Annotated in this window: 25 protein-coding genes; 13 read left to right on the top strand and 12 right to left on the bottom strand. The window is 73.1% G+C overall.

The window, feature by feature from the left end; genetic code table 11:
- The first annotated feature begins 116 nt into the window (after positions 1-116).
- Positions 117-1412, top strand: a complete 1296-nt coding sequence (locus tag AB0958_RS00540) for a geranylgeranyl reductase family protein (RefSeq protein WP_366888061.1) — start codon at positions 117-119, stop codon at positions 1410-1412.
- On the opposite strand, the gene AB0958_RS00535 is transcribed toward AB0958_RS00540, so the two are convergent.
- Positions 1402-1875, bottom strand: a complete 474-nt coding sequence (locus tag AB0958_RS00535; RefSeq protein ID WP_366888060.1) for a nitroreductase/quinone reductase family protein — start codon at positions 1873-1875, stop codon at positions 1402-1404. The genes AB0958_RS00540 and AB0958_RS00535 overlap by 11 nt on opposite strands.
- Positions 1876-2135: 260 nt before the next feature.
- Between AB0958_RS00535 and AB0958_RS00530 the strand changes: the two genes are divergently transcribed.
- The gene (locus AB0958_RS00530; protein ID WP_366888059.1) at positions 2136-2828 is read left to right on the top strand and encodes a TetR/AcrR family transcriptional regulator; all 693 of its coding nucleotides are present in this window, start codon (positions 2136-2138) and stop codon (positions 2826-2828) included.
- A 55-nt stretch (positions 2829-2883) separates the two neighbouring features.
- Here AB0958_RS00530 and AB0958_RS00525 read toward each other — a convergent pair whose 3' ends face one another.
- On the bottom strand, positions 2884-3375 hold the full coding sequence (locus AB0958_RS00525; protein WP_366888058.1) for an FBP domain-containing protein: 492 nt from the start codon (positions 3373-3375) through the stop codon (positions 2884-2886).
- Between the two features lie 75 nt (positions 3376-3450).
- Here AB0958_RS00525 and AB0958_RS00520 point away from each other — a divergent pair, with 75 nt between their 5' ends.
- The gene (locus AB0958_RS00520) at positions 3451-4023 is read left to right on the top strand and encodes a WHG domain-containing protein (RefSeq protein ID WP_366888057.1); all 573 of its coding nucleotides are present in this window, start codon (positions 3451-3453) and stop codon (positions 4021-4023) included.
- 35 nt (positions 4024-4058) lie between these two features.
- Entirely contained in the window at positions 4059-5246 is a 1188-nt protein-coding gene (locus AB0958_RS00515) for a GDSL-type esterase/lipase family protein (protein WP_366888056.1), read from the top strand.
- A gap of 44 nt (positions 5247-5290) precedes the next feature.
- On the opposite strand, the gene AB0958_RS00510 is transcribed toward AB0958_RS00515, so the two are convergent.
- Positions 5291-6433 carry a medium chain dehydrogenase/reductase family protein gene (locus AB0958_RS00510; protein WP_366888055.1) on the bottom strand — a complete coding sequence of 381 codons (1143 nt, stop codon included), beginning with the start codon at positions 6431-6433 and terminating at the stop codon, positions 5291-5293.
- Between the two features lie 202 nt (positions 6434-6635).
- On the opposite strand from AB0958_RS00510, the gene AB0958_RS00505 reads away from it, so the two are divergent.
- A complete protein-coding gene (locus tag AB0958_RS00505; protein ID WP_366888054.1) occupies positions 6636-7310 on the top strand; it encodes a TetR/AcrR family transcriptional regulator in 675 nt (224 codons plus the stop codon).
- A gap of 185 nt (positions 7311-7495) precedes the next feature.
- On the opposite strand, the gene AB0958_RS00500 is transcribed toward AB0958_RS00505, so the two are convergent.
- Complete coding sequence (locus AB0958_RS00500; RefSeq protein ID WP_366888053.1) at positions 7496-7783, bottom strand: DUF6332 family protein; 288 nt, start codon at positions 7781-7783, stop codon at positions 7496-7498.
- A 74-nt stretch (positions 7784-7857) separates the two neighbouring features.
- Positions 7858-9345, bottom strand: a complete 1488-nt coding sequence (locus AB0958_RS00495; RefSeq protein WP_366888052.1) for an MFS transporter — start codon at positions 9343-9345, stop codon at positions 7858-7860.
- A gap of 86 nt (positions 9346-9431) precedes the next feature.
- Here AB0958_RS00495 and AB0958_RS00490 point away from each other — a divergent pair, with 86 nt between their 5' ends.
- Positions 9432-9824 (top strand): MarR family transcriptional regulator, encoded by a 393-nt coding sequence (locus AB0958_RS00490; protein WP_366888051.1) that lies wholly within the window; start codon positions 9432-9434, stop codon positions 9822-9824.
- 9 nt (positions 9825-9833) lie between these two features.
- On the opposite strand, the gene AB0958_RS00485 is transcribed toward AB0958_RS00490, so the two are convergent.
- Positions 9834-10568, bottom strand: a complete 735-nt coding sequence (locus tag AB0958_RS00485; protein WP_366888050.1) for a maleylpyruvate isomerase family mycothiol-dependent enzyme — start codon at positions 10566-10568, stop codon at positions 9834-9836.
- A 314-nt stretch (positions 10569-10882) separates the two neighbouring features.
- A complete protein-coding gene (locus tag AB0958_RS00480; RefSeq protein ID WP_366888049.1) occupies positions 10883-12034 on the bottom strand; it encodes an MFS transporter in 1152 nt (383 codons plus the stop codon).
- A 181-nt stretch (positions 12035-12215) separates the two neighbouring features.
- On the opposite strand from AB0958_RS00480, the gene AB0958_RS00475 reads away from it, so the two are divergent.
- Entirely contained in the window at positions 12216-13259 is a 1044-nt protein-coding gene (locus AB0958_RS00475) for a YihY/virulence factor BrkB family protein (RefSeq protein WP_366888048.1), read from the top strand.
- A gap of 211 nt (positions 13260-13470) precedes the next feature.
- Entirely contained in the window at positions 13471-14379 is a 909-nt protein-coding gene (locus AB0958_RS00470; RefSeq protein WP_366888047.1) for a DMT family transporter, read from the top strand.
- Positions 14380-14525: 146 nt separating this feature from the next.
- On the opposite strand, the gene AB0958_RS00465 is transcribed toward AB0958_RS00470, so the two are convergent.
- Both AB0958_RS00465 and AB0958_RS00460 read right to left on the bottom strand, forming a co-directional pair.
- A complete protein-coding gene (locus tag AB0958_RS00465) occupies positions 14526-15494 on the bottom strand; it encodes a DMT family transporter (protein ID WP_366888046.1) in 969 nt (322 codons plus the stop codon).
- 7 nt (positions 15495-15501) lie between these two features.
- A complete protein-coding gene (locus AB0958_RS00460; protein WP_366888045.1) occupies positions 15502-16350 on the bottom strand; it encodes an SDR family NAD(P)-dependent oxidoreductase in 849 nt (282 codons plus the stop codon).
- 279 nt (positions 16351-16629) lie between these two features.
- Between AB0958_RS00460 and AB0958_RS00455 the strand changes: the two genes are divergently transcribed.
- Positions 16630-17784, top strand: a complete 1155-nt coding sequence (locus AB0958_RS00455; protein WP_366888044.1) for a galactosyldiacylglycerol synthase — start codon at positions 16630-16632, stop codon at positions 17782-17784.
- Here the strand turns inward: AB0958_RS00455 and AB0958_RS00450 are convergent.
- The gene (locus AB0958_RS00450) at positions 17763-18569 is read right to left on the bottom strand and encodes a polysaccharide deacetylase family protein (RefSeq protein WP_366888043.1); all 807 of its coding nucleotides are present in this window, start codon (positions 18567-18569) and stop codon (positions 17763-17765) included. The two genes, AB0958_RS00455 and AB0958_RS00450, sit on opposite strands and share 22 nt — an antisense overlap.
- Positions 18570-19004: 435 nt before the next feature.
- Positions 19005-19658: a TetR/AcrR family transcriptional regulator gene (locus AB0958_RS00445; RefSeq protein WP_366888042.1), complete on the bottom strand. Its 654-nt coding sequence runs from the start codon at positions 19656-19658 to the stop codon at positions 19005-19007.
- Between the two features lie 57 nt (positions 19659-19715).
- Here AB0958_RS00445 and AB0958_RS00440 point away from each other — a divergent pair, with 57 nt between their 5' ends.
- The 3 genes from AB0958_RS00440 (at position 19716) to AB0958_RS00430 (ending at position 21869) form a co-directional block, all read left to right on the top strand.
- Positions 19716-20393: a class II aldolase/adducin family protein gene (locus AB0958_RS00440; protein ID WP_366888041.1), complete on the top strand. Its 678-nt coding sequence runs from the start codon at positions 19716-19718 to the stop codon at positions 20391-20393.
- Complete coding sequence (locus tag AB0958_RS00435) at positions 20390-21319, top strand: carbohydrate kinase family protein (RefSeq protein WP_366888040.1); 930 nt, start codon at positions 20390-20392, stop codon at positions 21317-21319. Before AB0958_RS00440 ends, AB0958_RS00435 begins: the two co-directional genes overlap by 4 nt.
- Positions 21320-21473: 154 nt before the next feature.
- The gene (locus AB0958_RS00430; protein WP_366888039.1) at positions 21474-21869 is read left to right on the top strand and encodes a luciferase family protein; all 396 of its coding nucleotides are present in this window, start codon (positions 21474-21476) and stop codon (positions 21867-21869) included.
- Between the two features lie 18 nt (positions 21870-21887).
- Here the strand turns inward: AB0958_RS00430 and AB0958_RS00425 are convergent, their stop codons facing one another.
- A complete protein-coding gene (locus AB0958_RS00425; RefSeq protein ID WP_366888038.1) occupies positions 21888-22667 on the bottom strand; it encodes a DeoR/GlpR family DNA-binding transcription regulator in 780 nt (259 codons plus the stop codon).
- A gap of 135 nt (positions 22668-22802) precedes the next feature.
- Between AB0958_RS00425 and AB0958_RS00420 the strand changes: the two genes are divergently transcribed.
- Positions 22803-23696, top strand: coding sequence for an SIS domain-containing protein (locus AB0958_RS00420; RefSeq protein WP_366888037.1), 894 nt, complete (start codon positions 22803-22805; stop codon positions 23694-23696).

The following is a 23696-nucleotide window of genomic DNA, read 5'->3' as shown; positions in this document are numbered from 1 at the left end:
ATGCGGGGGGACAGGTGACAGGTGTCGGCCCACGGACAGGGACCGACGGGGCCCGGCCCACAGCTTGATACGGCTTGACAAGGCTTGATACGGCTTGATCGGAGCAGCGGACCATCGTGAGCGGCGAGAATTCTTCGGCGGACGACGTGCAGGCGGACGACGCGCAGCGGGTGTGGGACGTCGTCGTGGTGGGCGCGGGACCCGCGGGCGCCTCGGCCGCCTACGCGGCGGCGGTCGCGGGACGGCGCGTGCTGTTGCTGGAGAAGGCCGAACTGCCCCGCTACAAGACCTGCGGCGGTGGCATCATCGGTCCCTCCCGCGACGCGCTGCCGCCCGGCTTCGAACTGCCCCTCAAGGACCGGGTGCACGCGGTCACCTTCTCCAACAACGGACGGTTCACCCGCACCCGCCGCTCCAAGCAGATGATGTTCGGGCTGATCAACCGGCCCGAGTTCGACCAGCAACTGGTCGAGCACGCCCAGAAGGCGGGCGCCGAACTGCGCACCGGGGCCGCCGTGCAGCGGGTCGAGCAGCACGGCTCGGCCGTACCGGACCGGCGCACGGTCGCCGTCGTCCTCCAGGGCGGCGAGACCCTGCTGGCCCGCGCGGTGGTCGGCGCCGACGGCAGCGCCAGCAGGATAGGGGCGCACGTCGGGGTGAAGGTCGACCAGGTGGACCTCGGCCTGGAGGCGGAGATCCCGGTGCCGGAGACGGTCGCCGAGGACTGGCGGGGCCGGGTCCTCATCGACTGGGGCCCGATGCCCGGCAGTTACGGCTGGGTCTTCCCCAAGGACGACACGCTGACCGTCGGGGTGATCTCGGCGCGCGGCGAAGGCGCGGCCACCAAGCGCTACTTGGAGGACTTCATCGCCCGGCTCGGCCTGGCCGGCTTCGAACCGAGCATCTCCTCGGGCCACTTGACCCGCTGCCGCGCCGACGACTCGCCGTTGTCCCGGGGCCGGGTGCTCGTGTGCGGTGACGCGGCGGGGCTCCTGGAGCCGTGGACCCGCGAGGGCATCTCCTTCGCACTGCGCTCGGGGCGGCTCGCGGGGGAGTGGGCGGTGCGGATCGCCGAGGCCCATGACGCCGTGGACACCCGCCGCCAGGCGCTGAACTACGCCTTCGCCATCAAGGCGAGTCTGGGCGTCGAGATGAGCGTCGGCAAGAGCATGCTCGCCGCGTTCGAGCGCCGTCCCGGCCTGTTCCACGCGGCGCTGACCGGGTTCCGGCCGGCCTGGCGGGCGTTCAAGGAGATCACCCAGGGCCGGACCTCCCTGGGGGAACTCGTCCGCTCCCATCCGCTGGCCCAGCGCGCTCTCACGGCCTTCGACCCGTCGTCGGCCGCCAAGGCCACGTCCGAGGACCAGCAGGCGGCGGAGCGCACGGCCGACGAGGACGCCGTCACTTCGTGACGCTGATCCGGAAGACGGGGTGGTCGGCACCGGCCGCGAGGAGTTCGGCGTCGGAGGATCCGGCCGTCACGCCGGGAAAGTACTGCTTGACCTCCCAGCCCCACTTCTCCAGGTAGGTGCGCAGCACCGGCAGCTTCTCGGCGTCGGGAAGCTCCGCCACGGTGAACTCGCGCGCCTTCCGGCCGACCCGGAGCTCCCCACCGCCGGCCACGCGCATGTTCCGCACCCACTGGGAGTTGCCGCGTGCCGAGACCAGGTACTGGGTGCCGTCGTAGGTGTGCGGGTTGACCGGGACGCGCTGCATCCGGCCGCTCTTGCGGCCGCGCACGGACAGCTCCGCGCTGCCGGCGAAGCTGATTCCGTGCCGGGCCAGCCAGCCGACGAGGCTGTTCATCCGGACGGCCATCGGGTTGGCCTTCGCGTAGTACGGCTCGGACGACGGCTGCGACTGCGACGACGACATCGTGACCCCCATTTGGTGGAGAGAGCGGTGCTCTCGCTTGACATCAGTGTGGGGGTGAGTGGTGCTCCTTGGCAAGAGCAGTGCTCTCTTCTTTGAGCGGCGCACCGACTTGTGAGCGGCGCTCTGTCCCGTGAGCGGTGCACCGTTTATGAGCGATGCTCTGTTTTGTGAGCGCTGCTCTCTTCCGCGGACGGTGCACTGGCGCGCGATCGCTGCTCCAAAACGTGTGCAGTGCTCTGCTTCATGGCAAACTGCTCCCCATGACCACCCCACAGGGCGCCCGTGCGCGAGCCAGGATGGAAGTCACCGCGGCCATCAAGGACGAGGCGCGCAGACAACTCGCGGCCGAGGGTGCGGCGAAGCTGTCCCTGCGGGCCGTCGCGCGCGAGCTCGGCATGGTCTCCTCCGCGCTCTACCGCTACTTCCCCAGTCGCGACGACCTGCTCACCGCTCTGATCATCGACGCCTACGACTCCCTGGGCGAGGCCGCGGAAGCCGCGCGCGCCACCGCCGCCGACGTCGCTCCGGCGCAGCGCTGGGTCGCCGTCTGCGAGGCGGTGCGCCGCTGGGCGCTGGCGCATCCGCACGAGTACGCGCTGATCTACGGCTCGCCGGTGCCCGGCTACTCGGCGCCGGAGACGACGATCACGCCCGCCGCCCGGGTCGCCCTGGTGCTGATCGGAATCCTGCGGGAGGCGTTCGAGCGACGCGGTCTGGCCCGTACGCCCGTACCGGCCGAACTCGCCCCGGAGGCCCGGCGGATGGCCGACGAGCTGGTGCCCGGCCTCCCGCCGGAGGTGGCCGTCGCGATGGCCGCGGCTTGGGCGCAGTTGTTCGGGTTGGTGGGGTTCGAAGTGTTCGGGCAGTTCAAGGGGGTCGTGGAGGACCGGGACCGCTTCTTCCGGCATGCGGCCGCCCAACTGGCCCACGGGGTGGGGCTGGTCTTCCCGTAGCGGACGCCCTGGCTCGGGCGTCACGCTTGCGGGTGCAGGCCCTGCGTGTCCCGGCTCAGGCCGTCACCTTGGCGAGGAACGCGGCGAGGTTCGTCACGGTCCGCTCGATCTTCTCCTCCAGGGTGAGCGACTCCGGTATGCGTCCGCCGACACCCGCGTCCCGCTTGCCCCGCACGTACAGCGAACAGGCGAGGTCGGAGCAGAGGTAGGCGCCCACGGAGTTGCCCTGCTGCCCGGCCTTCCCCGCCTTGGCGGCGACCATCAGCGAGACGCCCCCGGTGTGCGTCGTCAGGCAGATCCTGCACATGCTGCGCCGGGTCGTCCAGGAGGACGGGCTCGGGCAGCGCAGGGCCACGGCCAGCGTGCGGCCGTCCAGTTCGGTCACCAGGTAGGCGCGGTCGGGTGCCTGCGGATCCCGCCAGCCGAAGTAGTCCAGGTCGTCCCACGGCTGCCCGTCCAGGTCGTGCGGGACACTCAGGCGCTTCGCGGCGCCCTTGGTGCAGTTCACGAAGGCGCCGCGGATCTCTTGCTCTCTCAGCTGTCTCATACACCGCACGCTAAATTGCCTAAAGGTCTTAGGCAAATGCATAATCGGCTCAGGTGGTGAAGTGGAGGAGCGGCGGTGGCGCGAGCGGGACTGACTCCGGAACGACTGGTCCGGGCCGGAGCCGAACTGGCCGACGAGGTCGGCTTCGACCAGGTGACCGTGTCGGCGCTGGCCAGACGGTTCGATGTGAAGGTCGCCAGCCTGTATTCGCACGTCAAGAGCTCCCAGGACCTCCGGACGAGGATCGCCCTGCTGGCACTGGAGGAAATGGCCGACCTGGCCGCCGAGGCGCTCGCCGGACGGGCCGGGAAGGACGCCCTCGTCGCGTTCGCCGACGTCTACCGCGACTACGCCCGCGCCCACCCCGGCCGCTACGCGGCGGCCCGGCTGCGCCTCGACGCGCAGACGGCGGCCGGCAGCGCCGGTGTCCGGCACGCCCAGATGACCCGGGCGATCCTGCGCGGCTACGACCTGACCGAACCGGACCAGACCCACGCCGTCCGCATGCTCGGCAGCGTCTTCCACGGCTACGTCGACCTCGAACTCGCCGGCGGTTTCAGCCACAGCGCCCCCGACAGCCAGCAGTCCTGGGCCCGCATCCTCGACGCCCTGGACGCCCTGCTGCGCAACTGGCCCGCTCCGACCTGACCGACCCGCCCCCTTCCGACAGGCAAGCAGAGGCAATGAACACCGACCACGACCAGTCCTGGATCACCACCCCCATCACCCCCGACCTGCTGCGCGGCGCCCTCGACCTGGAACGCACCGAGCACGGCGTCCTGCCCCACCGACTCCCGGCCCGGGCCCGCGCCCAGTGCGCCGACCCGCAGCTCGCCATGGTCGAGGCCCAGCCCTCCGGCGTGCGACTGGTGTTCCGCACCCGCGCCACCGCGGTGGAACTGGACACGCTCCCCACCAAGCGCCGCTACGCCGGTGCCCCGCCCCGCCCGGACGGTGTGTACGACCTCCTCGTCGACGGCACCCTGGCCGGTCAGGGCGTGGTGACCGGCGGCAAGGTCCAGCTCGTCGACATGGCCGCCGGAACGATGGAGGTGCGCCCCGGCCCGGTCGGCACCCTCCGTTTCACGGGCCTGCCCGGCCGGGCGAAGGACGTGGAGATCTGGCTGCCGCACAACGAGACCACCGAACTGGTCGCGCTGCGCACCGACGCCCCGATCGCCGCCGTACCCGACCGCGGGCGCAGAACCTGGCTGCACCACGGGAGCTCCATCAGCCACGGCTCCGACGCGGCGAGCCCCACCGCCATCTGGCCGGCGCTCGCCGCCGCGCTCGGCGGAGTGGAGCTGGTGAACCTGGGACTGGGCGGCAGCGCACTGCTCGACCCGTTCACCGCCCGCGCCATCCGGGACACCCCGGCCGACCTGATCAGCCTGAAACTCGGCATCAACGTCGTCAACGCCGACCTGATGCGGCTGCGGGCCTTCGGTCCCGCCGTGCACGGCTTCCTCGACACCGTCCGCGAGGGGCACCCCACCACCCCACTGCTCGTGGTCTCGCCGATCCTGTGCCCCCTTCACGAGGACACCCCCGGCCCCACCGCCATGGACCTGAGCGCCTTCGGCGAGGGCCGGCTCACCTTCACGGCCGTCGGCGACCCGGCCGAGCGGGCCGCCGGCAAGCTCACCCTGAAGGTCATCCGGGACGAGCTGGCCCGGATCGTGGCCCAGCGCGCGGCCGACGACCCCGGTATCCACTACCTCGACGGCCGCGCCCTCTACGGCGAGGCCGACTCCACCGCACTGCCGCTGCCCGACCGCCTCCACCCCGACGCGGCCACCCACCGCCTCATCGGCGAACGCTTCGCCGCCCTGGCCTTCGCGGACTCGGGCGCCTTCGCGGACGGCCACTGACCCGACGTTCGCCAGGCCGACCACAGTCACCGTACCGGCGGGGTTCACCGAACCAGGTCGGCTGTCGGGCCGTCGCCGGTGTCCGGGACCTCGCCGGTGGCCTGGCCGTCGCCGGTGTCCGGGACCAGGACCACCTTGCCCGTGACCGTCCCCGACTCGGCGAGCCGCAGCGCCTCGGCGGCCCTGGTCAGGGGCAGCCTGGCCGCGATGTGCGCGCTGACCTCGCCACGCCGGAAAGCCTGGAACACCTCGGTGAGGTCCGCGCCCAGCCGGGCCCGGAAGCGGCCCTTGCCGAACGCCCGGCCCGCCCAGACATTGAAGAAGTAGGCGTGCCGGCCGTTGGGCAGCGCGTTCCACAGCCACACCCGGCCGAGGATCTTCAGGACCGGCCACTGCTTGGAGCCGGTGTCGTCCCTGGTGGTGGCACTGCCGTAGGAGACGAGGGTGCCGCCCGGCGCGAGGAGCCCCCAGGAGTCGACGACGCTACGGCCACCGAGGTGGTCGAAGACGGCGTCGACACCGCCGGGGGCCAGTTCGCGCACCCGGGCCGGGACGTCCTCGTCGCGGTAGTCGACCGGCGTCACCCCCAGGTCGCGCAGCGCGTCGTGGTGGCGGGGCGAAGCCGTTCCGATCACCCGGAGACCCGCCGCGCGGGCGAGCTGGACGAGTACGGTGCCGACCCCGCCGTTGGCTCCGTGCACCAGGATCGTCCCGCCGCTGCGCACGCGGGCCTTGCGGTGGAGCATCTGCCAGGCGGTGATGCCGTTGACGACCAGCGTCTCCGCCTCCGCCGCGTCGACCCCGGGCGGCACCGCCACGGCGTCGGCCGCGTCGAGCAGCACGTGGCTGGCCCAGCCGCCGACCTTGACCAGCGCCGCCACCCGCGCGCCGACAAGCCCCGGCGCGACTCCCGCGCCGGTCGTTTCCACCGTGCCGACCAGGTCGTAGCCGGGGACGAAGGGGAAGGGGGGCTGGTCGTAGTAGCGGCCGCGGCGCATCTGCTGCTCGGCGAAGGAGACGCCGGTGGCCTCCACGCGGACGACGATCTGGCCGGGGCCCGGAGCCGGGATCTCGCGGTGCCGGAGCTGGAGCTGCTCGGGCTCCACCGTGCCGGGCAGGACGACCTCGACGAGCCGGGTGGTGCTGCGGGCGGTGCCGGCGGCTCCGGGAGTTGCTGTGGTTGCCATGACGATCCTCCGTGTCGACACGATCTCGTGAGACCTTGGCGCTTGCGTTAGAAGCTATAACTAAAGTGACCGCTGCTCTCGCCAGTGTCAAGCTCTCGCATTCGGGGTGGCCATCGCGAACGCTAGAGGCCATGCTGAAAGTGATAGGTTGAAACAAAACTGAGCGCTTGAACCCGCCGGACGAGGACGGAGAGAGACGGACATGGCGACTGGTGCAGACGCGGGCGCGGACGCGGTGAGCCCACGGGAGCGCTACCGGGCTCAGGTGCGATCGGACATCAAGGGGCGCGCCTGGGAGCAGATGGCCAGGTCCGGCGCCTCAGGCCTGTCCCTGAACGCCATCGCCAAGGACCTCGGCATGAGCGGCCCCGCCCTCTACCGCTACTTCGGCAGTCGCGACGAACTGATCACCGAGCTGATCCGGGACGCGTACCGCAGTCTGGCCGACACCTTGTGCGCCGCCGCCGACTCCGGAGCCGGCCTCGCCGGGCTCGCGCACGCGGTGCGCCGGTGGGCGCTGGACGACCCCCAGCGGTACTTCCTCGTGTACGGCACACCGGTTCCCGGATACCACGCGCCCGACGACACCACCGCCATCGCCCGCGAGATCATGGCGGCCCTGCTCGACGTCTGCGCGGCGGCCGGGCTGGAGGCGCCGTCGCCGGCCTCCGCGGGTTTCACCGCGCATCTCAGCCAGCACCGCCAGTGGGCCGAGGGTCATCCCGCCCCGCCGGGAGTGCTGCGCAGGGCGCTGGCCTTCTGGACCCGGCTGCACGGGGTGCTCTCGCTGGAACTCGCCGGGCACTTCACGGGCATGGGCTTCGACGCGGAGCGGCTGTTCGAGGCGGAGCTGGCGGAGCTGACGCCCGGCCGCTGACCCCCGGGCACCTTGACCCCGTGCCCCTGACGCCGGTCGCCCCACCGCCGGTGACCCGGCCGTCGGCCGCGGGCCTCGGCCAACTCCCGGCGGGTACGCCTGATCACCTCACCGGGCCGACGCTCACCCCGGACCGACTCTCTCGCCGGGGCCGCCCGGGCCCGGCCCCGACCCGTGTTCCCGGCCTATGCGCCGTCGGGCCTGGTGCGGCGGGGCCGGACGGGCTGACCGGCCCGCCGGAAACGCACGAGCACGCTCACCACCCGGGCGACGAAGAGCAGCACGGCCGCCGCCGTGCCCGCGGGCCGCAGCGCCTGCTCGACGCCGGCGGGCAGATCGAACAGCAGGGCCGGGCCGGCCACCACCCCGAAGGTGGGCGCCGCCACGAACATCCCGCTGAACAAGGCGTATCCGATCTCGACGGTGATCGCGTCCCGTTCCGCCTGGCCGCGTCGTACGCCGTGACTCGTCATCCCGTCAGTCTCGCAGCCGTGCGCCCGGCGGGGCAACAGGCCCCGCCGGGCGTCGACTTGGGGGCGGTCCCCGGTCAGTCGCGGGCGGCGGGCACGCGCGCCGCCTCCGAGGAGGTGGACTTGGCGATCACGACGGTCTGCTGCGGGCGCTTGGTGCGCAGCCCCGTGAGTGCGATCAGCAGCCCGGCGAGGGCCACGCAGGCGACCACCACGAACCCCGGCCGGTAGCTGTCGAGCACCGCCTGCGGGGTGGCGTGGGCGGGGGCACCGGCGGTGACCACGGCGGTCACGATCGCCAGGAAGATCGCACCGCCCACCTGGACGGAGGTGTTGAGGAGCCCGGAGACCATGCCCTGCTCGTGGTCGTCGACGCCGTTGGTGGCCTGGATGTTGAGCGAGGGGAAGACCAGGGCGCAGGCCGCTCCGATCAGCAGCATCGACGGCAGGATCACCGCCGCGTAGCCCGGGTCCAGGTCGATGCGCAGGAACAGGGCGTAGCCGAGGACCATGAACGCGAAGCCCGCCGCGATCAGTCGCGGGGTGCCGAAGCGGTCCACGATCGCGCCGACCCTGGTCGAGGAGACCGCCACCAGGGCGCCGGCCGGCAGGAAGGCCAGCGCCGTGTGGAGCGCGGACCAGCCCAGCAAGGACTGCATGTACAGGGTGGTCAGGAACTGGAAGCCCACGTACGAGCCGAAGAAGGCGACGGCGCCGAGTTGGGCGCGGACCTGGTTGCCGGCGCGCAGCACGCCGAGGCGGACGAGCGGGCCGGGGGAGCGACGTTCGACCTGGACGAACACGGTCAGCAGGACGGCGACGGCGAGGAACGAGAGCAGGGTGCGGGCCGAAGCCCAGCCCGCCTGCGGGGCCTCCACCACGGTGAACACCAGCAGCAGCATCGAGGCGGTGCCGAGGATCGCGCCCGGGATGTCGTAGCCGTTGTGGTCGCGCTCGCGGGAGCTGCGCGGCAGCAGCCTCAGGCCGGCGAGCAGCGCGATCAGGGCGATGGGCGCGGGCAGCAGCATGGTGAAGCGCCAACTGGCCTCGGTGAGCAGGCCGGAGAGCACCAGGCCCATGGAGAAACCGGTGGCCGCGCAGGTGGTGTAGATGGAGAGGGCGCGGTTGCGCAGCGGGCCCTCCGGGAAGGTGGTCGTGATGATCGAGAGGCCGGCCGGGGCGGTGAAGGCCGCGCTGAGGCCCTTGACGAAGCGGCTGGCGATCAGCAGCGGGCCCGAGTCGACGAGGCCGCCGAGCAGGGAGGCGAGCGCGAACACGCCGAGCGCCACGAGGAACACCTGGCGCCGCCCGAGCAGGTCCGCGGTGCGGCCGCCGAGCAGCAGCAGGCCGCCGTATCCCAGGATGTAGCCGCTGACGATCCATTGCAGGGTCGAGGTCGACAGGTGCAGGTCGGAGCCGATCGGCGGCAGGGCGACGCCGACCATGGACACGTCCAGGGCGTCCAGGAACATCGCGGCGCAGAGCACCAGCAGGGTGCCCCAGAGCCGGGGGGTCCAGCGCACCGCCGAGGGCGCGGCGGCAGGGGCTGTGAGCGGAGAGGTCATGACACCGGAGACTACATGCATATGCATTGACTGCAAGCGCATTTAATTACGGTGCAATAAATCTGGTTCTCTGCTACGGTGCCGAGATGTCGGCGAAGAAGCCCGAGCAGGCGCTCGTGGAGCAATGGCGGGACATCCTGGCCCTGCACGCCCGTATCCAGTGCGAACTCGACCGCGCGCTGCACGGCCACGGACTGTGCGCCAGCGACTTCGAGGTCCTCGATCTGCTCTCCGACGGTTCCGCGGCCGACGGGGGCTGCAGCTACCGGGTCCAGGAGATCGCCGAGCGGGTGCATCTCAGTCAGAGCGCGCTGTCCCGGTTGGTCGCCCGGCTGGAGAAGGACGGCCTGGTCGAGCGGGCCATGTGCCCGGAGGACCGGCGGGGGGTGCGGGTGGCGCTCACGGGGAAGGGGCGCGCGCTGCACGGTGAGGTGCTGCCCATGCAGCGCGCGGTGCTCAGCCGGCTGCTGACCGGCTGAACCCGGCGGTCAGATACCGGAGTTCGTCCGCCACAGGCGGGCCAGTCCGGGGTCGCCGGTCACGTGCGGCACCGGTACCCGGTTCCACAACGCCAGGTACAACTCGTCTGCCGGACCCGCCAGTTCGGCCTCCGCCGGGCCGGACTCACCGGGCTCCGCCACCGGGGGCTCGGCCGTCAGCCGTACGGTCCACACCGCGTCCGCGTCCACGGCGCGCACCCGCAGCACCCGCGGGGTCTCGGTGCGGACGCGGCTGCGCGGACGGGCATGGAAGCCGCGCAGCAGTTCGTCGATGCCGTCGACCGCGAAGCCGGTGGCGACGGGGGACACCGGGCCGCCGAGCGCGGACTCGGCGTCGTACCGGTGGACGGTGGTCTCGTGGGCCTGCCTGCGGGTCCAGAAGGCCAGCGGTGAGGGGACGGGGGCCGGGTGGAAGGTCCAGCAGGTCAGGTCGGCCGGCGCGTCGGCCAGGGTTCCGACGAGCCTGCGATGGCCGTCCCGGTACCAGGCGATCAGCTCAGCGCCGTCGAGGTCGGGCGGGCTTGGTATGGGGCGGGGCTCGAGGTGCGCGTCGGCGACGACACCGGCGGCCCACCGGTGGACCGTACCCGTGTGCCGCAGCAGGTCGCGCACCTGCCAGTCCGGGCAGGTCGGCACCTTGGCGTCGGGCCCCGCCGCCTCGGCGGCCGCGGCCAGCGAACGGCCTTCCCGGTCCAGGGTCTCAAGGAACTCGGCAGTCTCCATGCCGTGAGTCTGCACGACGACGCGGGCGCCGACGCAACAGGATTCCACCGCCGGCGCACACCCGGCGGGCCGCCTCCCGCCACGGCCGTGAACGGCACCGCCCCGACACGTCCACCGGGTACGGGAGCCGGAGCCGCCGGACTGAGCATGGTGCTCGGGCCGAGCGAAGTGCTTCGGTCGAGCCGAGTGCTTCGGGCGAGCGGAGTGCTGCTCGAGCCGAGTGCTTCGGGCGAGCGGAGTGCTGCTCGAGCCGAGTGCTTCGGGCGAGCGGAGTGCTGGTCGAGCGGAGAGCTTCGGGCGAGCGGAGGCTCCGTTCACCTGGATGTCGCGCCGATCAGCGTCGCCACCGCCGCCAGCGCCGCCACGCTCGTCAGGGCCGTCGGCAGGGAGGTCCAGTCCGCCACGAAACCGATCGCCGGCGGGCCGAGGAGCATGCCGCCGTAGCCCAGCGTGGACGCCGTCGCCACGCCCGACGGGCCCGCCAGGGCACCGGCCCGCTCCACCGCCACCGGGAACAGGTTGGCCAGACCCAGACCCGTGATCGCGAAGCCGAGCAGGGCGGCCCACACCCACGGCGCGAGGGAGCCGAGGAGCATGCCGGCCGCCGCCGTACTGCCCCCGAACACCACGGTCCTGGACCGCCCGAGCCGCTCGAGCAGCGTCGTCCCGGTCGCCCGCCCTACGGTCATGGCCAGCGCGAAGCACGTGTAACCGGCGGCGGCGACCCCCGCGGACGCGCCCAGGTCCTGCCGCAGGTGCAGGGCGCCCCAGTCGGCCATCGCGCCCTCCCCGTAGGCCGTGCACAGGGCGATCAGGCCGAAGACGAGGACCATCCGGCGCGTCCGGCCGTCCCGGCGGCGCGGGGCGGCGCCGGGACGGTCCTCGCTGTGGGGGACGGGGATGTCGTGACGGAGCAGCGTGCGGCCGGCGACCGCCGTGACCAGCAGGCCGATCACGGTGAGGGCGAGGAGATGGCGCGTGGGACTCAGGGAGCCGGCGACCAGGCCGCCGAGTCCGGCGCCGATCATGCCGCCGAGGCTGAACGCCGCGTGGAAGGTGGGCATGATCGGGCGGCGCAGGGCCGCGACGAGGTCGACCGCGGCGCTGTTGAAGGCGACGTTCAGTCCGCCGTAAGCGGCGCCGAAGACGAGCAGGACCGCGCCGAGGGCCGCTACCGAGTGGGTCAGCGGGGGCAGCGCGACACTGAGGCAGAGCAGGACGGCGCAGACGATCGTCACCGGCCGGCTCCCGTACCGGCGGCACAGCCGGCCCGTGAGCGTCATGGTGATCACCGCACCGGCCGAGACGCCGAGCAGCGCGAGCCCCAGCGCGCCGACCGAGGCGTGGGTCTGGTGCTTGATGTCGGGGATCCGGACCACCCAGCCGGCGAAGACGAAGCCGTCCATGGCGAAGAAGGCGGTGAGGGCGATCCGCAGGCGGGTGAGGGCGAGGGGGCCACCCGGCACGACGGTGTGCGATCGGGTTTTGTTTATCAGCGGCACAAATTCAGGCTAGGCGAGGACGGGACACCGCGGCAAGGTTGCCCGATTCGGGCCGCGTGGGGCCGGTCGGCGCGGGTACCCGACGGGCCCGCGGGCGAACGGCGGGACTCCGGGAAGGACAGATGCCGCGTGGGCATGACGGGCCATGAGACTTCTCGAGCGTGCTGACCGCTTCCAGAGACGTCACCGCTGGGTGGGACTGCCGCTCGCCGTCCTGTACAAGTTCTACGACGACCAGGCCGCCTACCTCGCCGCCCTGCTCACCTACTACGGCTTCCTCTCCCTCTTCCCACTGCTCCTGATCCTCGTCGCCGTCCTCAGCACCTTCCTCGGCGGCGACCCGGCCCTGCGGCAGCGGGTCCTCGACTCGGCGCTGCGCGAGTTCCCGGTCATCGGCGACCAGTTGGAGAGGAACATCCACTCCTTCCACGGCAGCGGAGCCGCACTCGCCGTGGGTATCGCGGGCACCGTCTACGGCTCGCTGGGCGTCGCACAGGCCGCGCAGTACACCCTCAACAAGATCTGGGCGGTGCCGCGGCACGCCCGCCCGGACCCCTTCCGCTCGCGGCTCAAGGGCCTGCTGTTCCTGCTCGTCCTGGCGCTCGGGCTCTGCGCGTTCACCCTGCTCTCGGTGGCGGGCTCCCAGACGTTCCTGCTCGGGGCGCGGCTGCGCGGCGGCACCTGGATCGCCGCCACGGTCGGCTCCGTGCTCCTCAACACCGTGCTGCTCGTACTGAGTTACCGGCTGCTGACCCACCGGGCCCTTCCACTACGCCAGTTGCTCGGCGTCGCGCTGGGCGCCGCCTTCGCCTGGCAGGGACTGCAGTGGGCGGGCACGTACTACGTCAGCCACGTGCTGCGCGGCGCGACCGCCACCTACGGCATGTTCGGCATCGTCCTCGGGCTGCTCGCCTGGCTCTACGCGGGTGCGCTGATCTTCGTGCTGGCGGCCGAGACCGGCGCCGTACGCGTCATGCGGCTGTGGCCGCGGAGTCTGCTGACCCCCTTCACGGACCGGGTGCACCTGAGCCCGGCGGATCGCCGCGCCTACCGGTCGTACGCCACCACCGAGGCCTTCAAGGGCTTCCAGAAGATCCAGGTGCGCTTCGACACCCCGCCCCACGTACGCCCCGGCCCATCTCCTGATGCCGAGCCGCGGGACGGAGAACCGCCCGAGGACACCTCCTGAGGGCAGGGCGGCGGGCTACGGGCGGGGGCCGGCGGGTGAGGGTGCGTCCGGCGCGGCCGTCTCCCCGTGTCGCGGGCGGGCACACCGGTCGGAGGTCACGTATGGTCGATCCGGCGGGTCGTCGTGGACGAGCCCGCCGCGGGCGAGCCATCGTCCTCCATGGAACGAGCACCGGTCCGGCACGCGGACGGGGACCTGACGGGTAACGCTCATGATCTACGTCCTGGGCATCTCCGCCGCATGTCTGCTCGGTGTCGGATTCGTGCTCCAGCAGCACGCCGCCGAACGGGCGCCCGCCGCCGACGTCCTGCGCTTCCGGCTCCTGTGGGACCTCGCGCACAGCGGCCTCTGGCTGGGCGGCATCGGATGCATGGTGGCCGGACAGTTGCTGAGCACCGTCGCGCTCGCCCGGGGCAACCTGTCCCAGGTGGAGCCCCTGCTGGTCACCAACCTGCTCTTCGCGTTCGCCCTGGCGCGCTGGCTGAGCGGCCAGCGGCTCGGCGCCGCCGGCTGGGCCGGGGTCCTGCTGCTCGGCGGGGGAGTGGCCGCGTTCACCCTGGCCGGCCGCCCCGCCCCGGGTCCGGCCGCCGCGGGGGTCTTCCGGCAGTGGCTGGTCATCGGCCTGGTGATCGGCGTGGCCCTCGCCCTGATCGGCTTCGCACGTCACCTGCCGCTCTTCGAGGAACCGCCGCTGCTGGCCACGGCGGCGGGCATGCTCTACGGCCTGCAGGACGCCCTGACCCGGGTGTCCACCGGCATCGCCGGTAGCCGCGGGGTGGTCGCCCTGCTCCTGCGCTGGGAGCCGTACGCGGTGGTGGCCCTGGCCGTGACCGGTCTGATGCTGGTGCAGAGTGCCTTCGAAGCCGGACCGCTGCGGATGTCCCTGCCGGCTCTCACGGCCGCCGAACCCCTCGTGGGCATCGCCTGCGGCATCGCGTTCCTCGGCGACCGCCTGCACACCGACAGCGCCTCCCTCGCCTGGCAGGTGGCGGGCCTGGCCGCCGTCGTCACGGGTGTCTTCGTGCTCGCCCGCCATCCGGCCATGCCGGGACAGGGCACGGGGGGCGAGGAGCGGCCGGGGGGAGAGGAGCGGCCGGGGGGAGAGGAGCGGCCGGGGTGAGGACTCGGCCCGCAATCGGGGAGGTACACCCGGTGTGCGCCCTCCCCGTCCGGGCGCACGCGTCCCGCGCTGAACCGGTACGTCGGTGCCGAGCGGTCCGTGCCCCGCCCGGCGGACGTCACCCACGTCCCACGCGGCCCGACCCGTCACTCGCGAGGGTCGTCCTGCCGCTCCTCACCCCACCACCCCTGCCTCTGCTCTCCGTACCGCCGCTGTCCGTCGGCGGGCTCGGCCGGGTCGTCGGGGACCGTGTCCCACGTGCCGCTGACCGACGGCGCGCCCGCCAGGCCCAGGCTGCCCGCCCCGATGAGCAGGACGCCGATGATCTCGGGCACCAGCCGCACCCCGAGCCCGATGCGTTCCCCGAACAGCGCCCAGCCCAGGGCGACACTGGTGAGGGCGTCGCCGAGGGTGAGGGCGGGCTGGGACGCCGTCAGCGATCCGGCGCGGAACGCCGCCTGCAGCAGCGTGAAACCGATCAGCCCCGCGACGGCCAGTGCCCACAGCGACCAATGCCCGAGAACCGCCGCCGGACCCTGTCCGAACCTCCCCACGACCTCCTTGATCAGCGCGGCTGTCACGGCGAACGACATGGCCGAGGCGAGGCCGTACAGCGCGGCCCGCGGGCCGCCGCGGGCCAGCCGGCCGGCCAGCACCAACGCCGTCACCGCGGCGAGCACCACTGCGCCGACCACGAGCCAGGCGCCGCCGCTCGCCGCGGTCCGGCCGGCCGTCGGCGAGGCCGCGACGAGGAAGAGAGCCAGCCCCGCCCCGAGGGAGACGAACGCGAACCACGTCCGCCGGTCCGGGCGGCGACGGAACACCACACTGCCCACCACCAGGGTGAACAGCAGCTCGCTGGTCAGCAGCGGCTGGACGACGGACAGGCTGCCGGTGGCGAGCGCCGAACCCTGGAACACACTGGCCAGGGCCAGCAGACCGGCGCCCGCGAGCCAGTACGGCCGCCGCAGCAGACGCCCCAGCCAGCGCACGGCCTGCCGGGCGCCGAGTCGGCTGTCGGACTCGTCCTCCGCCGCGGCCCGCCGTTGCAGCACCGACGCCGAGGCGTTGCACAACGCCGCGAGCAGGGCGAGGACGACCGTGAGCGCTCCCACCGGCCCCTCATCCGAATCTGGCGGCGAGCGAGCGGTACAGCCCGGGGGACAGGCCCCGCACCCGGGCGGGCAGGCGGAGCCAGGCCGGCACGAACACCTCGTCCCGGCCGCGTCGCACACTGCTCCAGACGGCGTCGGCCACCCGTTCGGGTGCCACGGGCCGGGGTGACGAGCGCAGGTAGGGCACTCCGCGGCGGGTGAAGAACGGGGTGTCCACCACGCCGGGGATGACATGGCTGACCCCCACACCGGTGGTGCGCAGTTCGTACCGCAGGGCGTCGGCGAAGACGCCCAGTGCCGCTTTGACCGCGGAGTACACGGCCTCCCCGCGCACTCCGACACAGCCCGCCACGGAGCCGATCAGCACGATGCGTCCGGAGCCCGCCTCGGCCATGTGCGGGGCGAGCCGCCGTACGACGTGCAGGGTGGCCAGCAGATCCACCGCGACGACCTCCTCGATCGCCGAACGCGGCATGGCCGTGAAGTCCCCGGCCCAGCCCACGCCGGCGCAGGCCACCAGCAGATCGGGCCTGCCGACCCGGTCGAGGACGAAGTCGCACAGCTCCCGGTCGGTGTGCGGGCGGGTGAGGTCCGCGGCGAAGGCCACGGCCGACGCCTGCGCGGCCACCCGATCCAGCCGGGTCGCGTCGCGGCCGTTGAGGACCATGTGCCAGCCGCCCTCCGCCGCCAGACGGCGCGCGACCGCCGCGCCGATACCGGAAGACGCACCCGTGACGAGGGCGGAACCCCGGAACGCCGCGGACCTGCGCACGGCGCCCGCCCGCTTGCCCGGCAGCGGGCTCCGTCCGGACGCGGCCGTCGCTGTGGTGTCGGCTCGGAAGGCGGCGTGGGACATGGACGGCCTCGCAGCGCTGGTGGACAGGTGGGAAGGGGAACCGCTCCTGCTCCGGGCGGGCTGGTCGCTTTGCGGGGTAACCGCCGCGCAGGACTTCGAAACGGCCGAACGGCGGAACCGACGGAGCCGTCCCCAGCGCGACAGCAACCACGACCATGTCCACCATGGTCGATGAGGTCGGCGGGGACCACCCGAGCGCGTTTGGCGCCGCCCGCCGCGGGTCACTCATCGCGGTGTCGGCCACACTGTGGCGACGTCGCCGCTGACGACCGAGGACCCATGGCCGCCCACGCATCCGCTCGCCGCGAGACGGGACCCGCGCCGGAAACCCGACGGCTGCTGCTGGTCAGCGCCAGTATGGGCGCCGGGCACGACAGCGTCGCCGCCGAACTGGCCCGCCGGGCCCGGGCGGCCGGCCGGGAGGCACAGGTCGTCGACGTGCTCGAACTGCTGCCCCGCGGCCTCGGCGCGGGCCTGCGCGGGTGCTACGAGACCTGTGTCCGGCGCGCGCCACGGGCGTACGGCGCCCTCTACCACCTGCTCTTCCGGCCCGGACGTGGCCGCCGCCCGAACGGTGCTCCGTTGGCCCGGCTGGCCGCCGGCGCCTTCATGACGTCCGTGCGCCGGTCCCGTTGCGACCTGGTCGTGCCGGTCTTCCACCTGGCGGCGCAGCTCACCGGGGAACTGCGGGCCACCGGCGTGCTGCGGGTGCCCAGCACCGTCATGATCGTCGACTTCGCCGTGCACCGGCAGTGGCTGCACCCCGGCAACGACCGCCATCTGTGTGTCTCCGACGACGCCGCCCGTCAGGTGCGCCGATGGCTCGGCGGACCGGCGGAGGCGGTCGGCCCGGTGGTGGATCCGCGCTTCTTCGGCGACGGGACGGGAACCGGGGCGCGCGCCCCGCGTGACCGCGCGGAACGCCCCGGGACCGGACGTCCCGCGGTGCTGGTGTCGGCCGGCGCCTGGGGGGTGGGCTCGGACCTGTCGGCCACGGCCGGGCTGCTCGTCGAGCGCGGTTTCCGCCCGGTCGTGCTCAGCGGACGCAACGAGCGGCTGCGACGGACGCTGGCCGGGATCCCGGGAGTGGCCGCGCCCGGCTGGGTGACGGACATGCCACGACTGCTGCGCGGCTGCGCCGCGATGGTGGACAACGCGGCGGGACAGACCGCCGTCCAGGCGCTGGCCGCCGGCGTGCCCGTCGTCGCCTACCGGCCGCTGCCCGGCCACGGTGAGCAGGGGGTCCGGCGGATGGCCGCCCTCGGACTGTGCGACCTCGCGGCCGACGCGACCGGCCTGGTCGACTCGCTCGACCGGCTGACCGGACCGGGGCCGCGGCGGGACCGGCGCGTCGCGGCGGGACGTGCGCTGTTCCGGGACGACCTGCTGGCGCGCGTGCTCGCCCGGCCGGGTCAGGGACCTTCGCCGTCCTGACCACCGGCCGGCGTCCCGGCGTGGCGGCGGCCGCGGTGCCGCACCGGGCGGTGCTCGGCGAGCGGCCCGACCGACATCCCGGCCGTGCGGCACCCCCGCACGATCTCCGGCAGGGCTCCCAAAGCGGAGCGCCAGCAGCCCGCCGCCGCCACCCGGTCGGAGTCGTGCAGGAGGACCGTACCGCCGGGCCGCAGGTCGGCTCCGATCCGCGCCCGCACCGAGACGGCCGTGGCGTCGGCCGTCCAGTCCTCGCCCCATGCGGTCCACAGCACCGTTCGCAGTCCCGCCCGGTGCGCGGCCGCCCATCGTCCGGACGTCAGAATCCCGTAGGGGGGCCGGTACCAGCGCGGACGCCGGCCCGCGAGATCGGTCAGCGCCGCCACGGAGCGCAGGACCTCCGACCGGTCGCGGGCGGGCGCGGGCAGCCAGGGCCGGTCGTGCGTCCAGCCGTGGACCGCGAGCTCGTGGCCGCGCTCGGCCATCTCGCGGACGAGCGCCGGATACCGCACCGCGCTCTCGCCCAGCAGGAAGAAGGTCGCCCGGACGCCCAGATCGTCCAGGGCTTCGAGGAAGTACGGGGTGGATCCGGGATCGGGGCCGTCGTCGAAGGTCAGGGCGATGTGGTCGGGGCGCCCCTGCCCGGCGAGGCCCGGGAAGCACCGGTGCCGCAGCCCGGGGAGCCAGGTGGCGGCGGGACCGATGTGGGCCGCCGCCAGGGTGACGAGGGGGAGCAGCGCGTTCGCGGACGTGCGACGAAGGGGTGCGGGGCGGGTCGGACGGGCCATCGGTGACGTGCCTCCTCGAACGGCTGCGAGCCGTGGCCTGCGTCCACCACGGCGACTGCGTCGGTCCCCCGCTTACCGCGGGCCGCTGCCGCGAGGGGAACGGTCCTGGCGGTGCCGAAGGTATCCGGCCCGCCGCCCCGCCAAACCCACCCCACCTCCCGACCACGGGCGTACGGCCCCCGCCCGGCGCCGTCGCCCGCGTCGCTCGTGTCGCGCACGGTGACGCCGGTGCCGCGGGAACCCACCGCGGCACGCGATGGGCGCACCGCGCCATCGGACGAGTCCGGGCGAACCCCGCTCACCGCCGATGGCGTCCACCTGCCCCGTCGCGAGGCGGGGCGCCGGGTGTGGCCGCCTGCCGCAGGGCCGCCGTGCGCGCCGAGTCTCGCATGCGCGGCGCGGTGCCGGGTTGCTCCAGGTGCCGCTCGGGGACCCTCAGGCCGGCCCGTGCTCCCGGCGCCGGGCGATGGCCGTGAGATAGCCGCGCAGCATCACCTTGGCCTCGTCGAGGAGGGCCGTGTCGCCCTCGGCGTCGCGGCGGAAGGCCTCCTGGGCGAGGGCGTCGGCGGTGAGGACGGCGGCGTGGCAGGCCCGGCCGAGCGTCTGAGTGTCGTCGGCGACGCCGAGGGCGAGGAGTACCCGGCGGACCCCTTCGGCCATCCGGCGCTTGTGCTCGCGGTCCGCCTCCCTGGTCCGGTCGGTCAGCCCGCTGCCGAACCACAGGGCCCGGAAGCCGTGTTCGCTGCGGTAGAGCGCGGCGTACGTGTCGATGAGCACGCCGACCGGGTCGGGCCACCGCTCGACGGCCGCCGCGCGGACGAAGTCGTCCATGACGGCCTCCAGTTGCGCGAAGTAACCGGCCGCCAGCGCGTCGACGATGGCGTCCCGGTCCGGCAGGTACTGGTACAGCGAGCCGACCGACACCCCGGCCGCCGCGGCGACCCTGGTCGTGGTGAGCGCCTGGACGCCCTCGGCGACCAGCACCTGCTCCGCCGCCTCCAGCACTCGCGCCAACCGGGCTTTGCTGCGCGCCTGTTGGGGAGTGCGGCGCAGCACGACCCCGGTCTCGTCGGTGGTCGGCTCGGACACGGACGGCTCCTGAATCTGAACGTGACTTTGTTTCAGGTTTACGTTAGCGTCGCGGCCATGACGGACTCAAGCTCCGCACTGGTGCAGGAGCGGGCCGCGGTGGCGGACGTATGCCGCCGTCTGGGAGCCGCGGGACTGCTCGTCGGAACGGCGGGAAACGTCAGCGTGCGGGTGGGGGACCGGGTCGCGGTCACCGCGACCGGTGCGGTGCTCGCCCATCTCACCGCGGGCCAGGTGACGGTGGTCGACCTGTCGGGGAAGGTCGTCGCCGGGACGCTCCAGCCGACCTCCGAACTCGACCTGCACCTAGGGGTCTACCGGCGTTACGGCGCGGGCGCGGTGGTCCACACCCACGCCCCGATGGCCACCGCCCTCTCTTGCGTCCTCGACGAACTGCCGTGCATCCACTACCAGTTGCTTGCCCTCGGTGGCGCCGTGCGGGTGGCGCCGTACGCCACCTTCGGTACCCCGGACCTGGCCGAGTCGGTGCTGACCGCGCTGGCCGGCCGCAGCGCCGCCCTGATGGCGAACCACGGCTCGGTCACCGTCGGTCCGACCCTCGACAAGGCCGTCGAGAACGCCCTGTTGCTCGAATGGGCCTGTGGGGTCTACCAGTACGCGGCGGCGCTCGGCACGCCGCGGGTCCTGGACGAGCAGCAGCAACTCGCGGTGATCGAGGCCGCGATCGCACGGAACTACGGCACCACTCAATCCTTGCAGGAGGGCAAGTCATGAGAGTCGTCACGATGGGCGTGCACGTGCTGGACGTGCTGGTGCGGCCGGTGGACGCGATACCCGAGGGGCAGGGCGCGACCCTGGTCGAGGACATCAGGATGACCGCCGCCGGGACGGCCGCCGGCACCGCCCTCAGCCTCGCCAAGCTCGGCGCCACGGTGCGGACCACCGGGGCGATCGGCGCCGACGCCACCGGTGACATGCTGGTGCGACTGCTGCGCGGGGCCGGGATCGACACCGAGTTCCTGGTCCGCCGGGTCGACACCGGCACATCGGCCAGCGTGCTGCCCATCCGGTCCGACGGGAGCCGCCCCTCCCTTCATCTGCTCGGCGCCAACGTCACCTACGGCCTCGACGACGTGCCCTGGGAAGCCCTCGCCGAGGCCAGCCATCTGCACCTCGGCGGACCGGAGTTGATCGGTGTCGAGGTCGCCGCCAGAATCCTGCACTTCGCCAAGGAGCACGGCGTGACCACCTCCGTCGACCTGCTCGCGCCCGGCGTGTTCGGCAGCTTCGAGCAGCTCGCGCCGGCCCTGCCCCACATCGACCACCTGCTCCCCAACGACGACCAGGTGCTGGGCTTCTCCGAGGAGGACGACCTGGTGGCGGGCGCGAAGAAACTGGTCGGCGCCGGGGCCGGGCTGGTCGCCGTCACCCGTGGCGCGGACGGGGCCCTGCTGGTCACCGCCGACGGCACCGAGACGGTCCCCGCGTTCGAGATCGACGTCGTCGACACCACCGGCTGCGGTGACGCCTTCTCGGCCGGGTTCGTCTACGGCATCGGCCTGGGCCGCACCCCGCTCGAGGCGGCCGTACTCGGCAACGCGGTGGCCGCGTTGGTCGCCCAGGGCCTCGGCAGTGACCACGGCGACTTCGACCTCGCGGCCGCCGACGCGTTCGCGGCTGCGGCCGCCAGGCGGGCGTAGTACCTTCTGTCCCTCGAACTGTCCCTCGAACCGATGAAATCCTGCGGACGCCCACTCGCCCCCTGAGCCTGTGTTCGGACAGAGTCCGGCAACAGCTCGGTTAATAACGGCTCGCTGGTTGGTTACCGGAGAGTGAGCGGGTCATGATGACCCCATGACGTTGGCCTCGCGCGCTCTCGCGCAACTGGCGGCCTGGCCCGACCTGAGCCAGGCCCTACCGAGCTGCGGCCTTGGCCAGGCGGTGAGTTCGGCGCAGGGCGAGATCGCGCACTTCCACTCCGACCGCGACGTGGACCTGCGTCTGACCGCCTGTGCCATCCGGCATTTCGCCAAGAACCTCAAGAACACGGGGGCGATCCGGATCGTCCCCGGCTCGCAGTGGGTGACGATACGGCTCGACGCCGCGAGCGACGTCGACCTGCTGCTGACCCTGGTGAGCGTCGCCCTCCAGGCCCAGCAGAGCTGGCCCGACCCGGCCGACCGGCCCGTGTTCGGCTGCAACGATCAGCGGGGCGCGGGGTTCGTCAGCGCGGACACCAGCGGCATGTGACCGGGGTGCGCGGCCGGCTCACACGGTGACGACCCGGATCCCGGCCTCCTCGAACCGGCCCACCGCCTCCGGGGCCGCCGCCCTGTCCGTCACCAGCGTGTCCACCAGTTCCGCCGCACAAATATGGGCGAACGCCCGCCCGCCCAGCTTGCTGGAGTCGGCGGCGACGACCACGCGCGTCGCACGCTCGCACAGCAACCGGTTGATCGCGGCCTCCGCCTCGTCATGGGCCGCGGCCCCGTGGACGGCGTCGAAGGCGACCACTCCGAGCACCGTCACGTCCAGGGAGATCTGGCCCAACACCCCGTCCGCGAGCGGGCCGACGAGTTCGTACGACTGGGGGCGGGCCACCCCTCCGGTCAGTACGATCTTGAACTGGGGCCGTACCGCGAGCTCGTTGGCGATGTTGAGCGCGTTCGTGACGATCGTCAGCGCCGGTGTCCCCGTGGTGAGATCGCCGCGCACGGCCAGGGCGCGGGCCACCTCCGTGGTGGTCGTGCCGCCGGTCAGCCCCACCGCCTCGCCGGGCGCGACCAGTTCCGCCACCGCCTTGGCGATCCGCTGCTTCTCGGGGGCCCGCCGCGCCGTCTTGTAGCGCAACGGCAGTTCGTACGACACCCCGTGCACCACCGCGCCGCCCCGGGTGCGCACCAGCATCTGCTGTTCGGCCAGCTGGTCGAGGTCCCGGCGGATCGTGGCCGCCGAGACCGCCAGTTCGGCCGCCGCCTCCTCGACCTCCAGGCGCCCGCGCTCGACCAGCAGCTCGAGCAGCGCCTTCCAGCGGGCGTCGCGCGACATCCGCCCCTCCGTTCCTCGGGTTCCGGGTGACCCTAGCGCATCCGGCTTTCCTGGAAATGCTTGATTGTGCTCGAAAACTGCTTCTATCTTGCAATAACAATCACGAGAGACGGCAGGCAGGGGAGAGGCAGTGATATGTCACATGTCACCGAGGAACTGAACAGCCAGCCCGAGTGCTGGACGCGCGCGGCCCGGGCGGCCGGACCGCACCGGGCGGCACTGCCGCCGGCGGGCGAGCGGGTCGCGATCGTCGGCTGCGGCACCTCGTACTTCATGGCGCAGGCCGCGGCCGTACTGCGCGAGTCGGCCGGACACGGCGAGACGGACGCCTTCGCCGCCTCCGAGTTCCCGTACGGGCGCCGGTACGACCGGGTGCTCGCGCTCACCCGGTCCGGCACCACCACCGAAGTGCTGGACCTGCTCGGCGAGGTGAGGGGGCGGATCCGCACGGTCGCGGTCACCGCCGACCCGGACACCCCCGTGGCGGAGGCCGCCGACGACATCGTGGCCCTGGACTTCGCGGACGAACGCTCCGTCGTGCAGACACGGTTCGCGACCAGCGCGCTCACCCTCGTCCGCGCCCACCTCGGCCTGCACACTGACGCCGTGGTCACCGACGCCCGCACGGCGCTGTCGACCCCCCTGCCGCCAGGGCTGGTCGAGTGCACGCAGTTCACGTTCCTCGGGCGGGGCTGGACCGTCGGGCTGGCGAGCGAGGCCGCGCTCAAGATGCGCGAGGCCTCGCTGTCCTGGACCGAGGCCTACCCGGCGATGGAGTACCGGCACGGCCCGATCAGCGTCACCACCCGGTCCACGGCGACCTGGATGTTCGGCCCGGCCCCGGCCGGACTCGCCGAACAGGTCGGTGCCACCGGCGGCTCCTGGATCGAGGGCACCCTCGACCCGCTCGCCGAACTGGTCCGCGCCCAGCGCCTCGCGGTCGCGGTCGCCGCCGCCCGGGGCCTCGACCCCGACCGGCCGCGCCACCTCACCCGCTCGGTGATCCTCGCCCCGGCCGGGGAGGAATGA

The organism is Streptomyces sp. NPDC006655 (genome assembly GCF_040703965.1).
Taxonomy (GTDB): Bacteria; Actinomycetota; Actinomycetes; order Streptomycetales; family Streptomycetaceae; genus Streptomyces.
The sequence above is the reverse complement of the archived record's forward strand: the minus strand, read 5'-3'. Positions and strand labels throughout refer to the sequence as shown.